The organism is Microbulbifer variabilis, from assembly GCF_052467165.1.
The window spans coordinates 3,804,041-3,827,203 of the sequence record NZ_CP174301.1; the positions used below are offsets into that span (position 1 = coordinate 3,804,041).

The following is a 23,163-nucleotide window of genomic DNA, read 5'->3' on the forward strand; positions in this document are numbered from 1 at the left end:
CCTAATAGAAGAATTAGATAGCAGTACAATACGAATCACCCTAACCCATTGCTATAACGCTATTAAAATAACTTCAACAGCCCTGATTAGGATCGAAAATTTAAGCCCACAATTTCATGACCAAGTATATTAAACTCAATTCAAGGCTAGTATACATCCCACACTTACAACCTTTCCCTTACCCAAAAAAGTGTGAAATCTACATCAGATAAAACAATAAGCACTTCCTCTTTTATTTAGAACTTAAAGAAAAAGCGAGGAAAACCTAGGTGTCGATCATTAAAGGCAATTCTAACAATTGGCTGGGCACTAATATTCTATCAATCACACCACCGACAAGGAAAAAGCAGGTGTGGGTTCAACCTGTCAAGGCAACACCCTGTTTAATAACCTGCTTTGGTGTCGCAAAATTCAGTGTTTTTCTTGGCCTGCTATCAAGCTCGTTAGCAACTTGATTGAGTTTCCTCTGAGTATGCTGCGCCAAGCATGTCTTTTTTGGAAAGTACTGACGGATTAAACTGTTGGTATTCTCATTCGTTCCCCTTTGCCAAGGGCTCTGAGGATCGCAGAAGAAGACAGGAACATCTGTATTTTCCTTAAATTCAGCGTGCTTCGCCAACTCCATTCCTCGGTCCCACGTCAGTGATTGGCAAAGCTCTTTTGGCAGTTTTTAGACCTAGCAACAAGCACCTGGTTCACAGAAGTCGCATCTTTCCCTTTCAATTTAAGAATGATCGTAAACCGCGATTTTCGATCCACAAGCGTGGCGAGATGAGTGTTGTTTGAACCTGACACTAAGTCACCCTCCCAATGACCTAAAACACATCGCTCTTGTATCTCCTGAGGACGCTCCCTTATCGATATACCGTTGAAGATGTTGATAGTACCGCGCTCGCCTTTACGTGAATGTTGTTTGCTGTGACGAAGACTGTGAGATCGACGCGAATGCTTTACTAGCTTATGATGAAGTGCTGAACGCACATGGAAGTACAGTGTTTTATAGATAGTCTCTGCTGATATCTGCATTGATTCATCAGCCTGATATGTCTTCCGTAACCAACCCGATATCTGCTCTGGAGACCAGCTCAACTCTAATTTTTCCAAAACAAGCTTCTTTAGCCTCGAGTTTTGCTCCAGCAAATACGGCTTGGGACGCCTTGCCATCCGTTTTGCACGGTTGTTTGCGTCTACTGCTTTACAGTATCGTCGCCCCCGATTTCTCTGAATCTCACGCGAGATTGTGGATGGATTCCGATTCAAGGAGCGAGCGATTACTCGAATACTTTGTTTTGCAGAAAGATCTGCACGTATTTCCTCGCGTTCGGCTAATGTGAGGTGTTGAGGAGATGGCTTTCTGGATATTGGTTTAATTCCGCCAGTATCTCTCAAAACAGTAAAAATGGTTCCTGACTTAGAATCTATGGCATTGGCAATTTCACAAAAGCCAATGCCCTTTTTCCAAGCGTCGAAAATCCACTCCTTTTCTTCTGCTGTAAATATGCGCTTCATTCAATGATCCCCCGATAGGCCATATTCCTACAGGGGTGTTGCACTGATCAATTGAATCTACAGGTACTTAGATTAGGAGAATAAAGTAAAGAAACTCAACCTCAATAAAAAGCGTCACTGAGGCCAATAAATTGATATTGGTTTAGGTTACTTTAAACAACCATGTAGAACTTCGCAGTATTTGACCGATAATCTTTCTAAGAAATTAACAAAAATCAAAGCAATAAAAAGGGGGCTAAAATAGCCCCCTTAATATGATGCTTTAACAGCTCTTAGAACTGATAGGTAACACCAGCCCAGGCGTAGCGGCCCTGGAAGTCGTAAGTGCCGTTCCAATCGCTACCTGAAGTAGTAGACGGTTCACGATCGGTCACATTATCGATACCAGCGGTTAGGCGCATGGACTCATTTACATCCCAGCCTGCTTTCAAATTCAGATAAGTGTGGGAAGGCATGTCCATGTATGGGCTGTGGCCATCACCAATGTACTGAATGTCAGCTCCAAAGTCCCAGTTGTCAGCGTACCAGGTTGCACTGGCAAGGCCGCGCCACTTGGTGTAAGCCTCACTGGTAGTGCCGATGTAGTCTACCCGGTCAGTGGTCTGGTCTGTCTGAGAGTTGTACTCTTCGTACTCAAGCAGGTGAGTTGCCTGGGCACGCAGAGCCAATTTACCCGCATCGTAATGGAAGTTCTGAACTACATCGATATCAATACCGCTGGTGTTGATCTCACCGATGTTCATCAGGGAGCCCTCCAGATACTCGATCTGGCCACTGTCGCTGCGGCGTACCAGCGTACAAGCTGTAGCGTTGCCATCGCGGTAGCAGTCATCCAGGATTTGCTGTGTATCAGCTGAAGTGATTGCATCCTCGACTTCAATTTTGAAGTAATCAAGGGTGATAGACAGATCTTCAGCAAAAGCCGGGGTCCATACGATACCAGCCGTGAAGCTTGTAGATTCTTCAGGCTGCAGATCTTCGTTACCACCGATGTTGGTTGGTACCTGATTGCCTGCCTGGGTGAAGCCTGCGCCTACCATGCCACAGTTTGCACCCTGCCCATCCTCATTGTTGCTGCTGGTATCACAGGGATCGATGAGGTACTCGTAGCTCTGAGCAGAACCACTATAGAGTTCATAGATACCTGGAGCACGGAATGCAGTGGATAAGCTGGTGCGGAAACGCAGGTTTTCTGTTGGTGCGTATACAGCGCCAAGCTTATAAGTTGCCTGACCGCCAAAGGTGTCATAGTCAGAGTAACGTACAGCAGCGTCAACGGAGAGTTCATCAGCAAACTTGGCACCAGCCAGGATTGGCAGGTTGAACTCTGCAAATACCTCAGTTACCGCAAAGTCGCCAGAAGTGGCATCTTGTTGGTTGCTAAAGGTCTCACCAAGTTGAGTTTCTTCACTCGGATTAAACTCACCAGACTCTTTACGATACTCAACGCCCGCAGCAAAACCTAAAGCTCCACCTTGGAACTGAATAGGTTCGATGTCTCCGGTCAAGCTGGCGCCGACATTAAGCATATCGTATTCGTTGTCTTCACGATCGGTGTAGCTGATGTAGTCGATAACTTCACCGCTCATGCCGCCGAGGAACTGGATATCTTCCTCTGCAATACCGCTTACACCATCAAGAATTTCCTGAACTTTCGTCTTGCTGATGGAGTTGCCAACGGTGTTATCACCTTCGTTTCTGCCGTAGCTCACGAACGCATCCCAGCCCCAGCCATTGGAGAAATCACCACGCAAGCCGCCGAGAATTCGGTAAGTTTCAGTTTGTTGCTCAGAGTCGCGAGTACCACCAGCAACCGGGCGTAAGCGCACATCACTGAGGCCGTCTTGCCAGTTTTCCCCGTGAGTGGCTTCTGGTTCAGTAGGCTTCAGGTCATCAGGGCTGCCCTGGGCTTCCCACTCTGCAACAGCTGCGTTATATGCCGCGAGCTCAATTTGGTAGGCATCTTCAGCCGCTTGCCAAGCGTCGGACAACTGAGACTGGACTTCTGCTGAAAGATGGTCAGCAGTGATGTTCAGGCCATTGCCTGCATACATCGGCTGAGCAGCAAGCTGCTGATTGGTAGTTTTAGTGGTGTAAGAACCTTCTCCATAGAATTCGATGGAGTCAGTAATTGAGAAGGTGCCGCTTCCTGTAAAGCTGGTACGTTCCATAGACCCGGACAGCCACATGTACTGGCCAATGTCGTAGGAGGAGTAATCACCAAGCGTTTCACCATCCTCACCAACACTAAAAGCACCGTAGTTGGTGAAAATATTGCCAGTCGGGGACATAGAGCTTTGTAGGCCAGCCCAGTCACGGTCGGTGTAAGCGATCTCATCGCGCTTACTATGAGTAACGTTGCCGATGAATTGTCCGCGATCAAACTCTTTACCGAAAGTGATAGACAGCTCGCCATTCTCTCCGCCACCAGCTTCAGTAGCACCAGCACGGGCATTTATACGCACACCATCGAAAGAGTCTTTCAATACTACGTTGATAACTCCAGCCACAGCGTCAGAGCCGTATACCGCAGAGGCACCATCAGTCAGCACTTCAATCCGGTCAATCATGTCTACAGGGATATTGTTCATATCTACAGCAGAACTCACGCCTGAGCTTGAAGACACAAAGCGGCGACCATTAACCAGTACCAGGGTACGCGCTGAACCCAGGTTACGTAGGTCCACGAATGAAAGACCAGCACCGCCATTATTATCGTTGGCGTTGATACCGGTGGTACCCATGGACGGTAGTTGGTTCAACAGTTCGTCGATGGTGCCCACTCCAGAACGCTGGATGGCTTCTGAGTCAACGAGGGTAATTGGGCCAGTAGTGGACAGTGGGTCACGCGCAATGCGAGAACCAGTAACAACTACTTCTTCAACCTCTGGTCCGGGGACGGATTCCTGGGCGAATACGCCAGTGCTGGCGATCGTGCCCAGTGCTGCAATGGCAACGCTCAGTTTGGTCTTGATCATAGTGGAACCTTCTTATACTTAAGGTACTTAAACTGCTTTTATCTATTAGCATTCTTAAAGAACGTACCTGACTTTAAAGCATTGAAGAGATTTATGGAACTATTGTGACTTTTTTTTGTTCAAGGTTGGCTTGCTTGTGATTAAAAACAAAAAGATATTTAGTACATATACCGTTCGATATCAGATATACATACTTATCTAGCAGTCTAAAATTAGCTTTATATTGCGAAATATAGGGCTTTATTAGTATAAAAACACTTAAGCCCAATGCTATCCAAGATAAGCTGATTGAAGGCTATTTTGGCAAGATTTAGCCCCGGGTTTACTCATATTAGGGGGAGCTTGTGGGGAAATGGGGTGAGAGAGCAAAGGGTCCTCTACCAATTCAGGGCTTATCGATCTCTCCAGAATGAAAACATGAAACTGTATAGCCAGGACTTAAAGAGTCCTCTTGATGAGATTATTCTCAAGGAGGCAGCGATCTGTATCATTATGAACCTATATCACTTACCACACATGACTGACAAACCTCATTACAGTCAGCTCACGCTGCCCCCTAGGCTCAGAACGCACCAGACCAACCTAAAAACCCCTGCTTATTATCACATTCCGACCTCTACCCCCAAAAACCACTAGTGGAAACACACATCAACCAAAAAGATAAAAGCCAAAATTAAAAAAGAGTGCCGCTCACCATGAGAATGATCGAAAATTAAGAGGAACTTCACTTTACGCAATAAATATCGAAAGTTTTTACTTCAAGACCATTAAGAAAGAATCAGTTATTAGAACCAGCCGGTTTTACCATCTTTATTAACATGAGCAATATAGTTCTTAATTAGCCTGCCCCTGAATCGTTCCTTTCTCCGCCTTAGGGTGACCTCAACGATTGGTGGCCTTATAATAGATCCGCCTTTATTTAAGCATTAGCATGGACTTGTTTAAGATAATTGGAAATATCTAATGAGAAAAAAATCACTCATCTCTGTTTTTTTCGGATTGGGGCTACTTATAGGCTGCGCAAGTGAGCAACAACAAGGCCAAAACATTGCGCCATCCAGCCAAAATACAAATGAAGTCGAGAGTAACACCAGCAATCAACTGATTTGTAAATCAAGAGCAATTACCGGCTCCAGGTTTAAGCAAAAAACATGCATGACAGCGGAAGAATGGAAAAGGATGTCTCGCGAATCATCCAACATGGTAAATAACCAAAATCGTAAAGGGGTTTTAGGCAATCCTGAAGGTGGATAATTTGTACCAACTAAAGTTTTTGGGGCAGAAGCTTCAAAAAAATTGATCATCCACCAAGGCGCTTGTGTAAGCGCCTTTTTTTCAATCATCTGCTGTGGACAACTCAAATGACTAAACCTCAGGCTTCATTTAGTGAATTGCAACAATCCAAAAAGCTCATTAATAAGCACCAATATACAGCAGCTGAGGCTAAATTACTGAGGGTTCTAGAAGACTCTGATAACAACTTGAAAACTTTGGCTCTTGAGGAGCTATACAAACTTACTTTGAGGCTTGGCAGAAAGGATAAGGCCCTAGATCATTTATTTTCTCTTGCTTCAATAAAAAAAAATGACACAAGCTATTGGGCCGAAGCATATAAGCTAGCTCAGTCACAAGGATATAACGATAAGGCTATACAGGCTCTAAACTATTACATCCAACAAACGCCAGAGTGCTCCCCAAACATTGTCTACAACCTCGCATACCATTTAAAAATAGAAAACAGACTTTCAGAATCCTTATCCTTTTACAAAAAAGCTCTGAGCAAGGGGATCTCAAATCCGGAAGAGGTCTACACAAATATCGGGGTCATTTATTCTGAACTAAGACAAGAGGATAAAGCCAAAGACAGTTATCAGCTTGCACTAAATAAAAACAGAGAATATACACCCGCCCTTTTAAACCTTGCCGCTCTGTTTGAAGAACAAGGCGACAAACAGAAAGCAACTAAAATATATCACGAAGCCCTGAAAGTCGATCCAAAATGCAGTTTGGCTCTCGCTCGACTATCATATATGTACCATGCCGACAGCATCCAGGACCCTCGTATAAACAATATAAGAAAAGCCTTAGATTCTGGTAGGCTCTCTAACCTTAACATGGAGGAACTAAATTTCGCACTAGGAAAATTGCTTGATGATTGCCACCAGTATGATGCAGCATTTAAAACTTATTGCGAAGCCAATGCCTTAGGTGCTCAACGAATCCCACCTTACGACCCTAAACTACAGGAGTGGCAAACAAACACACTGAAAGATGTGTTTTTTAAAGATAATTCCATCCCAGAGGGATCAGGGAATAGCAGTATCACTCCAATCTTTATTTGTGGTATGTTCCGTTCAGGCTCCACCCTACTTGAACAAATATTAAGTGGCCACTCTCAAGTCTCCCCAGGTGGAGAAATAAAATTTATACCTGAACAGGTTAAAAAGATGGGAAGCCAATACCCTCCAATCCTGAAGACAAAAAAACAAGACTTTTTCAATAGTTTATCAAAACTCTATATAAAAGAATTAAAAAGACCTGTTCCAATCGAAAAATATATCACAGACAAAAGGCCTGACAACTTCCTCCACATTGGATTAATAAAAAAAATTTTTCCTAAAGCGAAAATAGTATGGACAACAAGAAACTTTTTAGACAACTGCCTATCAATTTTCTTCCAACAAATGGGGCCAGATTTTAATTATTCAGTAAACCTGGAACATATTGCACACTACTACAGCGAACATATTGACTTAATGGATCACTGGAAGAATCTTTTCCCAAATGATATCTATGAAATCAACTACGAGAACCTTGTAACTAATTCTGAAATCACAACTAGAGAACTTCTGAGATTTCTAGAGTTACCATGGGAGTCCAGCTGCCTAGACTTCTCCCAAAGGAAAAATTATGTGAAAACAGCCAGTATTTGGCAGGTCCGCAACCCTCTGTATAGCACCTCTATGGGAAGAAATAATTATTACAGCAAGCATTTAAAAATCTTAAATAAATATAAGAGCTAAATCTATTCTAAAACACCAACAAAAAAGGCGCGGCATATCATGCCGCGCCTTTTAACTTCTAAATCTAGCTTCTAAATTTAGAAATCCACTGTCAGACCTAAGAATGCATAACGTCCAAGTGCATCATAGATTCCTGGGAAGGTATTACCATTACCAAAAATACTTGAACCTGCATCAGCGGTTAGAGGTGGCTCCTTGTCAAAAACATTATTAATACCACCACGAATGGTCCAATTTTCAGAAGCTGCCCAAGAAGCAGCTAAATCAAAGTAGTCAACTGCATCAAAGTCTGCTTCATTTGCACCAAGATCAGTAACACCACCAATATGGCGCCAACTACCAACCACATCCAAATTCCAAGGGGTAGACCACGTTGTACGTAAGGTGCTTACGAAATCTGGAGTGGGTGTACCACAAGAACTGCCCCAATTACCGGCGCATTCTTCAACTGGCTCGCCTTTAAACTCCTGCTGATCCCACTTTGTGAGGTATGTTGCAATCAAGTTCATATCAATTGCGCCATAGCTTCCAATATCAAAGCCATAGTTTGCATTAATATCAACCCCTTCAGTCTCAAAGTAACCGATATTGACATCTACCGCTGTAATAGCCGCTTCACCAATCCACAAGTTACCATTACCACCGCGGCTAATAGAATCACAGAATCGAGCCTCACCAGTTTCCAGACACTTATTCAAGATGGTTTCTGGCTGAATATTGGCAATTGCATCCTCAACAGTAATATTGAAGTAGTCGGCACTGACAGTCAGCCCCTCAACAAATGAAGGAGAGTACACAAAACCAAATGAAAGAGTCTCAGACTCCTCTGGTGTCAACTCCTGGTTGCCTCCACCAATAAAATTATATTGACCAGCGGGTGAATCTATTGAATTACCATAGGTGGCTGCAGTAATGCCGCTATTCATACAGGCCTCAAGAGTTGCTGAAGGCGCAACTGGCTGGCCATCTTTAGTGCGAGATCCACAAGGGTCCTCAGTCATATCAAAAAGTTGTATTGACTGGGGGCGAAAAAGTTCACGAATATTTGCATGACGAACAGCTGATTGGAAGCTACCACGCAGTTTTAAGTCTTCAGTAGGCTGCCAGTCCGCTGCAATTTTATAGGTATTAGTCTGCTCATCTGTAGAATAGTCGGAGTAGCGGTAAGCTAGCTCTAATCCCAAGTATTCAATACCTGGCATTCCATTGATGAGTGGGACATTCATCTCACTAAAAATTTCTTTAACACTCAAAGAGCCGTCAACAGGCAATGTTGGTCCACCCTGTCCAGCACCCTCACCATTCTGATAACCAGCATCGGGAGAATAAACCAGGCTCTCACGGCGACTTTCCAGGCCCATTACTACAGCGATACCATTATCTGCGCTGGGGAGTTTCCAGCCGTAATCAGTCAGATCACCGGTCACATATCCTGAGATAATTTCCTGATCAGTCGTACCACGGGCATAAAGTGGCAAGACCAAGTAATCAATCGCTTCCTGAGTTACACCGCCCTCTTGAAATACATTCCAGGGCACACAGTTGGGGTCAGAACCATCAATAACAGATTGACAAACAGGTTGGCCGTATGTTTCTGCAAGGGGGTTTCCATTTGCATCCAAACGATCATCAGTACGAACGTCCAGCGCCCGGCGAATATTAGTTACAGACATATCGTTCAGATAAGTCTGTTCTAAACTAACTTCAGAATACTGATAGTAAACATCATAGTTCCAGCTATCGTTTATGTCGCCACGCAGCCCAAACACGCCACGGAAGGTGGTGTGACGCATATCATCCTGACGAGGTCCGCCTTCCACATTTCGACGACCAATGTATACCTTACCTGGATTAAAAGTTTGAAGGCCTGTGTCTGGATCAGTATTAACAACTGTTAGATCACTAACATAATTATCTTTTGTTAAGCCGTAAACGCCGCAGATTGCTTGGAACTGCTCTTCAGAAAGAAGGGGGTTGCCGCAATACAAATCATCGGTAACGAAGAAAGCACCTGAGGGGGCAATCTGTGCAACGGTACGGTCATCCGTAAACATCAGCTGAGCATAAGCTTCAGCTTTCTCATTGATTTCATAATGACCGAAAGCACCCATTGTCCAGCGCTCATCAGGGCGCTGGAAGTAGTTCAGTGGGCCATAATTATACAGGCGGCTAAAGTTAGTGAAGCCAGTCCCATCAAGACTGTAGTCAAAGCCCTCTGTATTATCTCCCTCATTGCCCCCAAAATCAGTAAAACGCCCCCAAGGAACTGTTGAGGAGCCACCACACTCGAAGCTGTCAGGGCCTCCATCCAGGCTACAGCCACTGTAATCCCGGTCAGATTGTAGTACTGCATCAATTTTTCGATAGTTCGCATAAGCTGTTACATTGCCGCGACCGTTATCGAGATTGGCCCCCATAATCAGGGAGAAATCATTGGTTTCCCCGTCGGTCACACTGCCATCAGCCACATCAAATCCATTAGATTCGACCAAGCTTTGCATTTTGCTGTTGTCATTATTGTGTTGATACACACTTGTTTGGGTTTCGAAACGAACGCCCTCAAAATCATCCATCATGATGAAGTTGACAACACCAGCAATTGCATCAGATCCATAAGTTGCGGAAGAGCCACCTGTAAGTACCTCAACCCGCTCCACTAAAGCGCCAGGTATTTGGTTTAAGTCAGCACCAGAACCACCCTGCAGTGGAGAACCTGCCGGCATTCTGCGACCATCAATCAGCACCAGTGTGCGCTGGGAGCCGAGCCCACGCAAAGAAACCGTTGCCGTACCAGTTGAACCATTGGCCTGCCCAGCTGTTTGAGTAGCAGCAACCTGCGGAAGATCGTTAATCAAATCTTCTACACGTACAACCCCCGTTGCTTTTAAGTCTTCAGCAGTAACGGAAGTTACAGGGCTAACACTCACATCATTCGCACGCTCAATACGGGAGCCTGTTACAACAACCTCTTCCACCATTTGCGCATCTTCTTGGGCAAAAGCTGGCATAGCTGGAACCATAATTGCCGCTGCAGTGAAGCCAAGGGCTCCCTTTACAGCCACAGATAGGAGATTCTTCTTCATGGTCAATCCTCTCTTGATCGTTGGACTTATTTGTTTTTTGTCATTTTTGACGTGTCATGAAAACAACTACCCCCAAGTGGCTGCTTTCTTCCCAACAGTTCTTGGACGGTCTAAACCAGGAAAACCTCAATAAATTCGGGCTTGCCCTTATATTCGTAAAAGTCACTTTTGTCCTAGGAAAAATAATTCACCTAAGCAGAGAATCACGCACTTCGCATTAGCAAGCAGTATATTTATGGAAAGGAAAGAGATGGCTAAAAATCAAGCCCTAGATGAAGCGGAACCAAAACAAGTACTAGCGAGGACTCTAGAGGAGAGGAAAATAAAAAAGCGGGCCTTATGGCCCGCTGTTAGCGATTTCAGTAAAGAGGATTAGAACTCCATACGAACGCCCACGAATGCACTGCGACCAATATCATTGTAGACAGCAGCAGCAGTATCGTGCCCGGTTGTATTGCCCGGAATACCACTCAAGATAACCGGAGCCTCTTCATCCAGGACATTATTAATACCGAGGTTTGCGCTGATGCTATCAGTGAACTGATAAGAAGCGTACAGGTCATGAGAGACATAAGTGCCCACCTCAAAATTGTACAGGTCATTACTCAAGTCAGGCACTGCATCGCCAATGAAAGAGGTCTCCCACTGTACCATCAGTCGATCCAAGGAGTAATTAACTGTCGCAACCCACTCGTTCTCAGAAAGGCCAACCTCTCCTACGAGCTCATCCCTTTCTCCAAACTTGGTCTCAGTGTAATCAATTACATGGCCATAGACTAAAGAGAGATCCAACTGGCCGCTACCTAACTCCATGCCCCACTGAACCTGGACATCCACACCTTCGGTCTCGAGGGAGCCTTCATTGATATAGCCGGAATTTACTTCAGTAATTTCACCCAACTGGAAGTCAGCGCCAGAAGTATCACGGACAACAAAATCACAGAAATTATTTGGATAACTAGTAGCGTTGTAGCAGAAATCCACAGAAGTCTGACGACCAACAGTATCGATTAGATTTTCAATTTCGATGTTGTACCAGTCAACAGAAACAGACAGGCTACCAATACCCAAGTCACGATCAAACACCACACCTAAGGTGTAACTGTCAGAGGTCTCAGGATCCAAGTTACCGTTGCCCTTACCAACGAAACCACCTGTTCCTTGGATTTCAGTCTGTGACAAGTCGAACACACCCTGATCGGCAATTCGAGCAGCTACAGCAGGAATAGCACGGCAGTTTTCTGCAATAGTGCCGGTAGTAGATGCAGTTACTCCATTACAAGGATCACTTACTGCACCAAAGGATTCTCCACCGGGTGCAAAAAGTTCACTGATATTTGGGGCACGTACAGCGCGTGCATACTGGCCACGAACTCGCAGATCATCATTAAGAATCCATGAAAAACGTGCAGTGTAAGCATCGGTATTGCCAACAGTATTGTAATCGGCATAACGATATGCAGCGCCGACGCTCAACTCTTGGACACCAGGAAGACCCGAGAGTATTGGTGCCTCTACCTCAACATACAACTCAGTAGCATCGAAGCTACCTTCAGTAGGCTCTTCTTTGTTTCCGGCATTCTGACCGGTACGAGTTAAGGCGTCAGGGAAATCTGCCGCGTACTCATCACGGTACTCAAGGCCAGCTGCCAAGCTTAAGGGGCCAGAAGGTAACTCAAGCAGTTCGCCACTTATGTTGATACCACCAAAGGTTTGCTTGGTGCGCTGGTCGCGAATTGACGGAGCAGTTACGTACTTTGCTGCATCCGCAGAAATGGCACCATAACCAAACAGGTTAATTGGTACACACCCTTCTGCTACTGCAGCGGCATCTGCACATACGATATTGCCATCGCCATCAACGGTCGCATTCAACGCATTTCGGAAGTTGGAAATATTAAGCTGACCTGTGCCACGCTGGCTATCCTGCATTTGGCCTTGACCAAAATAAGCATCCCAATTCCAGTCGTTGAACTCACCGCGCAGACCCATCAAACCACGGAAAGTTTGACGCTCCGCAAAATTGCCCCGCTGCTCCAGCTCTGTGGTACGACGGAAATATTCGATTACGTCGTCACCCTCAGCTACTACAGCAGCGCGCAGGTCATCAGGCACGAAGGGATTATCAACGGAGATTCCAGTAATAAATAAATCTTCATTACTGTGTGGATATGGCTCGATTTCACTCTGCGTTTCGGTGCGGGCAAAGGTGGTCTCGATAAACGCTTCCAGAGAGTCACTAATCTGATAGTTCAGGTTAGAGCTAATCAGGTAACGTTCTGTTGGTATAGTGTAGCGACGGAAGTTTTGACGGTTAAACCCATACTTCTCCTGGTCCCAAGGAACAACTTGGCCACCATCAACTACATAAGAATCCCCTGTGGATGGGACAAAGAAGCGGCCGTGCTCAGAGTAAGAAGAGTAAAAAGGAGCGGTGCTATCCTGACAATCGTCGATATTTTGTGTCAAGCGGCAAGTAGCAATATCGTCAACTTCAGTATTCTTACGGTCACGCGCCAAAACACCTTTTTGATCGGTGTAGGTCATAGAGATAACGGCATTACCTTTACCGTCATCAAAATTGCCACCAGCAGTGATGTTAAAACGATCCGTTTGGTCGTCGCCAAACTCTACTGTTTCACCATGCGAGGAGGTGATGCTCAGGCCCTCGAAGTCATCCTTGAGGATAACGTTGATTACACCAGCAAGTGCATCAGAACCATAGATAGCTGATGCTCCACCAGTAATAACTTCTACGCGCTCGATTAGCTCAGTAGGGATAGTGTTCCAGTCAACAGCTGATGTACCTGCAACACCAGAAACATAACGGCGCCCGTTAACCAGAACAAGGGTACGATCCTCACCCAGGTTGCGGAGCTCAACGGTGTTGACACCAGCCCCAGAAGTAAAGAAGTTAGAGTTGCTACTAGAAATACCTGACACACCAGTTGCCGGCAGACTCCGCAGAACGTCAGCACTGTTTATCATGCCGGAGAATTCGATACTCTCAGAGTTTACGGTTGTGATTGGTGTAGCAGCTTCCAGGTTAGATCTGGTGATGCGTGAACCGGTTACGATTACTTCCTCAACCAGTGTCGCGTCATTTGCATCCGCGGATTCCTGGGCAAAAGCTTGGCCAGTTGCTCCAAGGACTACAGATACTCCAAGTGCTGTCTTGATTGCAGACGAAAGGATATTCCTTTTCATTGTTTTATCTCTCTCTAGAGTAGGGCTGGGCCCTACTAGATACGTTTGAGTTTACTCATGAAGCAACCACCCCCATGGCCACTTCAGCTCCCAACGTAGATAGAGACGAACCAGATACTCCCCCCCTCAATAAAAATTTACCCAAAACTCAAAAAAAGTGCTTACCTTGCTAACCTGCATCTCTGAACACTTCCCTCAATTGTGACAAGTCACAATCTGTACAAAACCCCCTACTTCAAAAGTAAATTCAACTTGCGCTCATAAGCTTTCGCAGTAGATGGCCCAGTTACCAAAGAAAAGGCCTCTTCAAAGCTTGCTCGTGATGCCGCCATGTTCCCAAGCTGGTACCTTGCCAACCCTAAAAGAAAGTGAAAGCGGTGATCGCCCTCATACCGCCAAACAGCACGGCGCAAATGCTTCTCGGCTTGCCTATACTCGCCAACTTCGTAGGCTTCCCGAGCCTGATAGTAGAGATAATAAGGATTTCTCTCGCGATGAAAGCGAGCACGCTTGGCATATATATCAGCAAGACCCTCTTCACCCTTGAAGCGATAAAGTCGCTCTAAGTTACTAATTGCGGTGAGATTATTATTCTTCAGGAACAAGGATTTACGATAACTTTGCTCCGCTTCTTGGAGGAATCCAAAGTGGCTGTACATTGCACCTAGGTTAGCCCACAAGTCGCTTCTCTCCGGGCTCATCTCCACCGCCTTTCGCAAGTGCAAAAAAGCTTGCTTCCGCTCTCCTGCACGCATCAGCTCAATTCCCCGATTACTGTAATAAAGCGAAAAGGCTGTGGTGTCATCCAGCTCGAACTGTTTATAGACTGGGTCATAGGCAGCCAGATTAAAGTCGACTACCCGGCGGCCACGGAGGCTTTCAGAAACCATATTTATATGGCGGTAAAGTACAAAGGTCTCCGCCTCATCATGACTCCAAACTGGTGGAACCTCTACCTGATTGAAGTAAGCTTCCGCTCCCAACTCCCGAGCCATAGCCACCATCATCAACGTAAAAGCAAGGCAATTACCTCTTTCCTGGCGATAGGTTTCCATAGCCGAAAGCGTACTGTTTTCATCGTACTGGACCAGAAACTCTCGCTCCTCGAAGGCCCTTATCAGAGCGGCAAGGCGGTGGCGAGAATCAGAGTCAGGAGCCAGAGTCGCCAAAAAATCTCGCACCTCGGGAGATAGCCAAAGAAGATCCTCTGAGGGCAACTCATTCAGGCTGACCGGATACCCAAGTATTGCCTCCCCGCTCAAGGCCGAGGTCAGGTCTATCTCCGCTTTATCTTTTTTAGAGGGCAAGCTTGAACAAGCAGCCAAGAACAGGATCAGGCTAAGCAGCAATGGGGCTTTCATTGTTATTTTCCCCTTGAAATAGGTTTTCAAACAGGATTTACCACTATTTTGAGAGTAAAGGAAGTGCCCAATTTCCATTTCACCAAATAATCCGACAACGGTTCGCCTGTAAATTAGACAACTGGTAAACTTCAGGAATTGCTTTGGGGGCTAGCTCGCAAGCTTCTATCTTCTAATTCCATGAGAAGGGCTTTCTTATGGCAAGGAAAAGAACTAGTTAGCTAAAGAATCTCGAATCAATACTTGAGGGGGTATAGTTTCTCCTGAATAGACGAGATGACCGCATGGTCAAAGCGAGCAACTGCTCGGGATCAATAGAGATGTACCCGGTATGCCCTGCATACCCTACTAGAGCTATAACAATTGGAAATTCAGCTTATGTCGTCGAATACACATCAGAATGGAGGGGGCTTTTTTGGCCACCCCAAAGGGCTTTCCACACTGTTCTTCACTGAAATGTGGGAGCGGATGAGTTACTACGGTATGCGCGCTCTGCTCGTACTGTTTATGACCGCCAGCTTGCAAGAAGAAGGTTTAGCCTTCACTGTCGCTGCTGCTACGGCGATCTATGGTCTTTACACTGGCGCTGTCTACTTCCTTGGCCTGCCTGGCGGCTGGATTGCGGATCGCCTCCTTGGCGGACAGCGGACCATATGGTATGGCGGCATTATTATCATGTGTGGCCATATCGTTCTGGCAATCCCTACAGATAGCAGTTTCTTTATTGGCCTGATTCTGGTTGCTTGCGGTACTGGTCTACTCAAACCCAATATCAGTGCCCTGGTCGGTCACCTCTATCAGCCCGATGATGTTCGCCGTGATAGTGGCTACGCACTTTATTATATGGGTATCAATATTGGTTCGATTCTCGGTTATGCAATTTGTGGATATTTTGGTGAGAATGTTGGCTGGCATTGGGGCTTTGGTGCAGCAGCGGTCGGTATGGCGATCGGTCTTATCCAATACCGTAGGACAATCGGGAATCTGGGTGATGCGAGCCTGGCACCGGAAAACCCTCTAGCTCCAGAAAAGGCCAAGCTTGCATGGCGGATCATCGGAGTAATCGCTGTCGGTGTGGCCTTGATCACCGGTCTTGCCATGAATGGCACTATCGTTATTAATCCAACGGTCATGGCTCAATATGTCGCGGTGGCCTTTACTTTAACTTTCCTGGCCTACTTCGGCTTCATTTACTTCGGCGGAAAGTTGAGCGGTTCCGAAAAAAAGAAAATGTGGGCCCTGTTCCTGGTTTGTGTGGCCTCTACTTTTTTCTGGTCAGGCTTCGAGCAAGCCGGCTCATCTCTAAACTTGTTTGGTCGTGATTATACTGACCGCCTTATCGGCTCTTTTGAAATGCCGGCATCTTGGCTGCAGAGCTTCAACTCCATCTTTATTATTACCCTTTCACCTTTCTTCGCCGCCCTATGGATTAATCTTGGTAAGCGGATGATCACGCCATCCTATGGGCTAAAGTGTGCAATTGGCCTCATCATTATGGCAAGCGGCTTCCTGGTGATGTTCTTTGCGGCTCAATATGCCGCTGATGGCCTTAAAGTCGCTCCATACTGGCTGGTTACAACTTACTTCCTGCATACTGTTGGCGAACTCTGCCTGAGCCCGGTAGCATTGAGTGCTGTTAGCAAACTGTCTCCGCGCCGCTTCGCTGGACAGATGATGGGAGTCTTTGTCCTAACTTATTCCATCGGCAATATTTTCTCGGGTCTTCTGGCTGGACACTTCGATCCTAGTAATGTTGCAGAAATGCCCGACCTTTACCTGCAAATCAGCCTGTTCACCATCGGCGTAGGTATTATCCTCGCGTTGATCAGCCTGAAATCCAAGTATTGGGAAAGTGACACCAATGAAAGTCAGCAGGCGGCAGAATCCCAAGTGGAAACAAAAACTGCATGAGAGACGCCTTAAACTGAGTCCAGTTTGATGAAAGCCGCTGGAAACAGCGGCTTTCATTTAAAGGCTAACCGAGATAGTTGATTGCCAGTAATTGAAGTCAATTAGCTAAAACATTTGTTAGCAAACTGAAATTTTGCCAAATAAACCGTCCCCCGATAACACAGAGCAGTAAAGCAAAACACAATTTCAATCGCTCAGCTGAAAACCTATGCGCCAAGCTCGCTCCTACTTTGGCAAAGAACACACTGGTTAAAACAATACCCAAAAATGCGGGCCAATAGATGTAGCCACTACTCCAGCTAGGCAGCAACTTATTACTCCATCCTTGCACAACAAAACTGAGAGTCCCCGAAATTGCGATAGGCAACCCAAATGCCGCAGAGGTTCCCACAGCATGCTGCATCTTGACCCGGTAGTGAGATAAATAAGGTACTACCAGAGCCCCACCTCCGATTCCGAAAATGGCCGCTAACCAGCCAATTACCCCACCAGAACAAATTAAGGGAAATCGAGATGGTAACCGGCTATTACCGTTCTTTAGAGGCATAGCTCTCAAGCCACTCAATCCCATGCGTATTGCCATTAAGATGGCAAAAATACCTATCAAGAGCTGTAGCCAAGCACCAGGCAATAAGTCTGCAGTCACACCACCCAGCCAGGACCCCAAAAGTATTCCCGGGGTCATCAGCCAAAATAAGTGCCAGTCTACTGCGCCCTTTGCGTTGTGCGCTCGCACTGAGCTGATTGAAGTTACGACTATTGTCGCCAGAGAAGTCCCCACGGCCATGTGGGTTAGGACCTTAGGAGAAATATCTATTGCAGAAAAAATCAGTACCAGTGCCGGCACAATAATCAGGCCTCCTCCAATTCCCAAGAGGCCTGCTGCAGTCCCAGCAACCGCACCGAGCAATAAATAAATAAAAAACATCTCCATGATGCTTCATTTTAGTCACTACTAATAGCGCACCGAGACAGATGTTAGTGAATATTTTAGAGCCCATAAACAGATAAGTAGGCAGATATAATAAGACGGGATCACCTGATTCTGCCAAAGGAAAAGAATCTTAAGATCCCCCCAATCAACCAAATCGCTTCAAGAGGAAACTACCATTAAAATCTGCCAGTATCTAAGAGGTTAGCAAGCTGCTATTGAGCCAAATAAAGCGCCCGCCTATCATACAAAGTAAAACAGCAAAGCCATGTTTTAACCACTTTGCCGGAAGACGGTGAGCCAGATTGGCCCCAAAACGGGCAAACAAGGTACTGGTTGCGACGATTCCCAGGAAAGCGGGCCAATAGATATATCCACTGCTCCAGCTCGGCAGCTGGCTATTATCCCACCCCTGCACCGTAAAACTCAGCGCCCCAGCTAAAGCGATTGGTAACCCGCAAGCTGCAGAGGTAGCAACCGCGCGCTGTATTTGTACACGACACCGGGAAAGAAAAGGTACGGTGAGGGACCCTCCGCCAATACCAAAAATTGCAGAGGCCCAACCTATCACGCCGCCGGCAGCAGCCAGCAAAGGAGCAACTGGAGGATTACCAACTCCCTCCTCAACCTGGCCATGGCGGAGGCCACTCAGCCACATACGGACGGCAATCACAATGGCGAAGACTCCTATCAATAACTGTAACCAGGCCCCAGGTAACAGTTCCGCCGTCATCCCTCCCAGCCAAGAGCCCAGCAGTATTCCCGGCGTCATCTTCCTGAACAGCTGCCAATCCACAGCTTCTCTCTTGTGATGGGCTCGTACAGAACTAATAGAAGTAATAACAATCGTGGCAAGTGAGGTCCCAACAGCCATATGGGTCAGAATTTCTGGCGAGACTCCCATAGCGGTAAAAACCAGTACCAGCGCTGGAACAATAATCAGGCCGCCACCAACACCAAATAGGCCAGCGATAGTGCCAGCCACCGCCCCAACCAATAGATAAATCAGTATTGTTTCCATATATCCCCCGTCCCTCGAATAGCCAGAGGTCGTCCTAACTAAGGCAAAGCAGATTTGTATTGAGAGATTTAGAGCCGAGTGGTACGAAGCGAATGGGGCCTATCCCCGTGCTTCCACTGTGAGCCAGTCGAATCCCTCTTGCTGGCAGGCAAAAATACAATTCTCCACACTTTCCGCCATCTCAGCCATCGCTGAACGGGCAAGTTCCAGCGTATTATTCTTCTCACTAATATGGGCCACCACTAAGTGCTGCAGCTGTTCATAGCCCACCCGCTGCAAAAATCCGGCAGCCTGTTGATTACTCAAATGACCATAAGCTCCGCCAACCCGCCTTTTTAATGAGGGAGGGTATGGCCCCTGTGCCAGCATCTGGGGATCGTGATTAGCCTCCAAAACCAGTGCGTCGCAGCCGCTAAAGTGGGCCTCTACATGAGGTGTCACCGTACCCAGATCAGTAAGGAGGCCGAGACTACTGCCACGACTGCGGAAAACATACTGCGCAGCTTCCCGCGCATCGTGAGGCACAGCCACAGGTGTGACTTGTATACCGGCAACAGTAAGCGGTTGATGACCTTCAATCAGGTGAACTTCAGGCAACTTGCCAATATCGCGAGCTCGGAGAGTGCCCGGGGTCAGGTAAACAGCCAAGCCATACTTACGCGCGAGAGGAGCAACCCCAGACAGGTGGTCGCTGTGTTCATGGGTTACCAGAATGGCAGTGAGATCGGCAGGGGACATACCGAGCCGCGCCATACGCCGCTCGGTCTCCTTGATGGTAAAGCCACAATCAACAAGCAGGCAGTGGTCGCCACTGGCGACCAGAGTGCCGTTGCCTTTGCTGCCGCTTCCCAGTGAGGCGAAGCGCAGGCCCATTAAATCAAGTTCTGCTGAATCGAGAGTAGTAACTCAGAGGCTTTGGTCCGAGACAGCGGCTGGCCACGGGTATCGCGGATACGCACTTCAATCTCATCATCATTTCCGCGAATCACAATCAAGTAGCCAGGATATTCTCCTTCGGGACTAGCGCTTACACCAAGCCCTTTGATCTCTTTGAACAAGGGAGGCTCAGTGCCTTCAGTGGTATCGATACCGGCAAGAATCTGCTGCAGGGTAACCTGGTTAGCACTATCGGCCAGCTCATCTTGTTTGTCCTTCTTACCCCAAGAGAACCAGCCACCGTCATCCTCACTATCGGCCAACTCGCGCTCCTCATCGTAAGTGACGTAGAAAAGGCCGATATCAGAATCTTCACGATGCAGACGATAACCTCCCGCATTCACCGCATGAGCGACTGTCGCCCAAGCGCGCTCCATCTCCAGCCCCATAGAGATATAGGGCTCATGGCCAACCGGCTCGCGCAACTGAACCTTCACAGTACTGCCACCGATAGCTTGGGCCACCAATGAAGCAGAAGCACCAGTGGATTCGGTTGCCAGGGATGTGGACATTTCATCGATCATCCAACCTTCGCGTTCAGGGCTACTGGAACGCTGTGGCCAGTTGACGGAGCCTCCCACCGGAGCATCCGCGGCAACCGACAGGTGACGCACGTGGATCTCGGTAGTGTCGGGCTGCACACCGGTTTCAATCTGCAGGCGGTACTTATCTTTGGTTTCCGGGCTCTCGTTAAATGTCATCCAGGCCGTTTCCATAATACCGGTGCTGGCATCAGACATCTCCACATGTAAGCCCGAGGAGCGCAAGAAATAATGCAGCTGAGGCCAAACCTCTGCCGGTGGTTGGGATACCAGCACCCAACGGTTGCTACCCAGCTTTTGTATCTTTACCCGTTCCGTTCCAGCATTGACAGATAATGCTTGAGGCCGCGGAACCTCGAAGTCACTCTGCTCCAGTTCATTTCCTGCAATCTGGGGGATCTCATAGAGCTCCTCCTGGTGCTTGGCGTTGATGCCTTCCGGTATCTGCAGCGGTGCCAAGCTGTCGGCCTGTTGGTAATCATTGCTGCGATCGCGGAAATAGCCATCGTTGCCGAACACACCACAACCTGCCAGGGTAAGACTGGAAATACAGAGCGCGGCTCCAACGGTCAATTTATTCATCAAAGCTTTCCTGGTTAATTCTCTGTTCGCGGACTCACAGTACGCCGGCACTGCGCAAAGCTTCGCGCACTGTAGCATGATGCTCAGGGGAAAGGCTGGTCAGCGGCAGGCGAATCCCCCCGTCTATACGCCCCATTTCCCGCAGAGCCCATTTCACCGGTATCGGGTTGGACTCCAAAAACAGCACTTTGTGCAATATTTGGATACGCTGATCAATTGCCCGTGCAGTCGCAGCATCTCCGGCCAGAGCAGCTTCACACATTTGCGCAACAGCAGCTGGGGCGACATTGGCGGTGACGCTGATATCACCTTGCCCCCCCATCAGGATCAACTCCATCGCAGTGCAGTCATCGCCGGAGTAAACGGCGAAACCCTGGGGAAGAGTTTCTAATAGAACTTTAGCCCGCTCCAGGTCTCCAGTCGCTTCCTTGATTCCAACAATATTGCCAATGGCAGCCAAACGTTGCACAGTCTCGGGCAACATATCCACGGCTGTGCGCCCAGGCACGTTATACAGGATCTGCGGAATGGCCACCGCTTTGGCGATAGCGCGGTGGTGTTGATACAAGCCCTCCTGGGAAGGCTTATTGTAATAGGGGGTCACCAATAAACAGGCATCGGCGCCACAACGAGCGGCATTTTCTGTCAGTTCAATCGCTTCAGTAGTTGAGTTGGCGCCCGTTCCTGCAATCACTGGAACGCGCCCCGCAACCTGATCTACCACGCGCCGGATGACCTCAATGTGTTCATTCACATCCAGAGTGGCTGATTCGCCGGTAGTACCTACTGCAACCAATGCGCGGGTGCCTTGTTCTATATGCCACTCAACCAAATTGCGCAGACTGTCCCAATCCAGGCTTCCGTCTGCGTACATTGGGGTAGCCAAGGCCACCATACTGCCGGTAAACATTCTCTCTCCTTAATTTTCGCGCTCGGCCTGGAATAGCACCGCCAGAATCGAACCTGTATGTTACTTAGGGCGCAGTGTCTATGCCAGTGTGACTAGCTCGCCACTTTCCTGCGCTTCTTTTTCTTCTTGCGGACCCCTTCGTACACATTATTGGCGCCTTCCGGCCGGGTCTTAAAACGTCGATGCACCCACATATACTGTTCTGGTGCCTCTCGAATACGAGCTTCAATGAACTGGTTAACCAGGATGGCATCCTGCAGTTCGTCTCCAGAGGGAATCTCCTCAATAGGTGGGTACACCTTCAGGCGGTAACCGGAGCAATCCTCCAAACGGGTCAGCACATAGGGTACTACCTTGGCGCGCCCCACCCGGGCAAATCGCGATGTGCCTGTCACCGTTGCCGCAGGATTGGCAAAAAACGGGGCAAAGACGCCCTGCTTAATTCCATAATCCTGGTCTGGAGCATACCAGACGGCACGCCCCTGCTGCAGGGCGCGCAGTACCCCACGAACATCCTTACGCTGGTAGACACTACCATCACCAGTATGGCGCTCACGCCCTTTACGCTGCATATAGTCATATACAGGGTTTTTGTGCGGCCGGTACATACCATCAAGGGTAATGCTCATCCCCATAAGAGCCGCCCCCAATTCCAGGGTGGTAAAGTGCATAGCCATTAGCAGCACACCTTGCCCCTCAGCCTGGATATCCTGCAAGGCTTCCAGCCCCTCTATAGAGACACGCTTACGCAGCCAGCGCGCAGAGCGAAACCAGGCCATGCCGGTTTCCATTAGGGCAATTCCGCTGGACTCGAAATTTCGACGAAGAAGTTGTGAGCGTTCAGCCTTACTGAACTCAGGAAAACACAGGGCAAGGTTGCGCTCGGCAATAGTGCGCCGGCTTGGGGCTAGCCTCATCATCACCTTGCCCACACCACGCCCTATAGACAACTGCCAACGAAAAGGCAGCTGAGCCAGCAGGAACCAAAAAGCAAAGAGCAACCAGGTCAGCCAGTGCCGGGGGTGCAGTAAGGCAACTCGAAATCGGGGTTTTTCCATCGGGTATCGCTACGCTGCCGGCGAATAGTCACCAGCTTAATCGGTTGAATTCGGCGTAGTATAACCCATGGGATAAAGGCTGGAATGGACAGCAGCCGCAGGAGTGTTACA

The 23,163-nt window shown here is 47.7% G+C and carries 13 protein-coding genes and 1 pseudogene; 3 read left to right on the top strand and 11 right to left on the bottom strand.

The genetic code is table 11. From position 1 onward, the window contains the following. Positions 1-358: 358 nt before the first annotated feature. Both ACJJIP_RS16975 and ACJJIP_RS16980 read right to left on the bottom strand, forming a co-directional pair. Positions 359-1,509: pseudogene (locus ACJJIP_RS16975) on the bottom strand (IS30 family transposase). A gap of 272 nt (positions 1,510-1,781) precedes the next feature. After that, positions 1,782-4,487: a TonB-dependent receptor plug domain-containing protein gene (locus ACJJIP_RS16980; RefSeq protein WP_282951591.1), complete on the bottom strand. Its 2,706-nt coding sequence runs from the start codon at positions 4,485-4,487 to the stop codon at positions 1,782-1,784. 963 nt (positions 4,488-5,450) lie between these two features. Between ACJJIP_RS16980 and ACJJIP_RS16985 the strand changes: the two genes are divergently transcribed. Together ACJJIP_RS16985 and ACJJIP_RS16990 are read left to right on the top strand one after the other, a co-directional pair. Further along, complete coding sequence (locus ACJJIP_RS16985) at positions 5,451-5,741, top strand: hypothetical protein (RefSeq protein WP_020412015.1); 291 nt, start codon at positions 5,451-5,453, stop codon at positions 5,739-5,741. A gap of 107 nt (positions 5,742-5,848) precedes the next feature. Next, complete coding sequence (locus ACJJIP_RS16990) at positions 5,849-7,510, top strand: tetratricopeptide repeat-containing sulfotransferase family protein (protein ID WP_353377020.1); 1,662 nt, start codon at positions 5,849-5,851, stop codon at positions 7,508-7,510. A 77-nt stretch (positions 7,511-7,587) separates the two neighbouring features. Here the strand turns inward: ACJJIP_RS16990 and ACJJIP_RS16995 are convergent, their stop codons facing one another. From ACJJIP_RS16995 to ACJJIP_RS17005, 3 genes are all read right to left on the bottom strand, one after another. Beyond that, entirely contained in the window at positions 7,588-10,593 is a 3,006-nt protein-coding gene (locus ACJJIP_RS16995; protein WP_020412013.1) for a TonB-dependent receptor plug domain-containing protein, read from the bottom strand. A 372-nt stretch (positions 10,594-10,965) separates the two neighbouring features. Continuing rightward, on the bottom strand, positions 10,966-13,800 hold the full coding sequence (locus tag ACJJIP_RS17000) for a TonB-dependent receptor plug domain-containing protein (protein WP_020412012.1): 2,835 nt from the start codon (positions 13,798-13,800) through the stop codon (positions 10,966-10,968). Positions 13,801-14,030: 230 nt separating this feature from the next. Further along, positions 14,031-15,161 (bottom strand): tetratricopeptide repeat protein, encoded by a 1,131-nt coding sequence (locus tag ACJJIP_RS17005; RefSeq protein WP_020412011.1) that lies wholly within the window; start codon positions 15,159-15,161, stop codon positions 14,031-14,033. A 378-nt stretch (positions 15,162-15,539) separates the two neighbouring features. Here ACJJIP_RS17005 and ACJJIP_RS17010 point away from each other — a divergent pair, with 378 nt between their 5' ends. Further along, the gene (locus ACJJIP_RS17010; RefSeq protein ID WP_020412010.1) at positions 15,540-17,072 is read left to right on the top strand and encodes a peptide MFS transporter; all 1,533 of its coding nucleotides are present in this window, start codon (positions 15,540-15,542) and stop codon (positions 17,070-17,072) included. A 97-nt stretch (positions 17,073-17,169) separates the two neighbouring features. On the opposite strand, the gene ACJJIP_RS17015 is transcribed toward ACJJIP_RS17010, so the two are convergent. The 6 genes from ACJJIP_RS17015 to lpxL form a co-directional block, all read right to left on the bottom strand. Further along, positions 17,170-18,006: a sulfite exporter TauE/SafE family protein gene (locus ACJJIP_RS17015; protein WP_020412009.1), complete on the bottom strand. Its 837-nt coding sequence runs from the start codon at positions 18,004-18,006 to the stop codon at positions 17,170-17,172. A 193-nt stretch (positions 18,007-18,199) separates the two neighbouring features. Next, on the bottom strand, positions 18,200-19,024 hold the full coding sequence (locus ACJJIP_RS17020) for a sulfite exporter TauE/SafE family protein (RefSeq protein ID WP_444945679.1): 825 nt from the start codon (positions 19,022-19,024) through the stop codon (positions 18,200-18,202). A gap of 99 nt (positions 19,025-19,123) precedes the next feature. Next, on the bottom strand, positions 19,124-19,897 hold the full coding sequence (locus tag ACJJIP_RS17025; protein ID WP_282951600.1) for an MBL fold metallo-hydrolase: 774 nt from the start codon (positions 19,895-19,897) through the stop codon (positions 19,124-19,126). Further along, positions 19,897-21,084: an NlpB/DapX family lipoprotein gene (locus ACJJIP_RS17030; RefSeq protein WP_020412006.1), complete on the bottom strand. Its 1,188-nt coding sequence runs from the start codon at positions 21,082-21,084 to the stop codon at positions 19,897-19,899. The genes ACJJIP_RS17025 and ACJJIP_RS17030 overlap by 1 nt, the downstream gene beginning before the upstream one ends. Positions 21,085-21,118: 34 nt before the next feature. Beyond that, a complete protein-coding gene (gene dapA, locus ACJJIP_RS17035) occupies positions 21,119-21,994 on the bottom strand; it encodes a 4-hydroxy-tetrahydrodipicolinate synthase (protein ID WP_020412005.1) in 876 nt (291 codons plus the stop codon). Positions 21,995-22,086: 92 nt separating this feature from the next. Continuing rightward, on the bottom strand, positions 22,087-23,052 hold the full coding sequence (gene lpxL, locus ACJJIP_RS17040) for an LpxL/LpxP family Kdo(2)-lipid IV(A) lauroyl/palmitoleoyl acyltransferase (protein ID WP_444902215.1): 966 nt from the start codon (positions 23,050-23,052) through the stop codon (positions 22,087-22,089). Between the last annotated feature and the right edge of the window lie 111 nt (positions 23,053-23,163).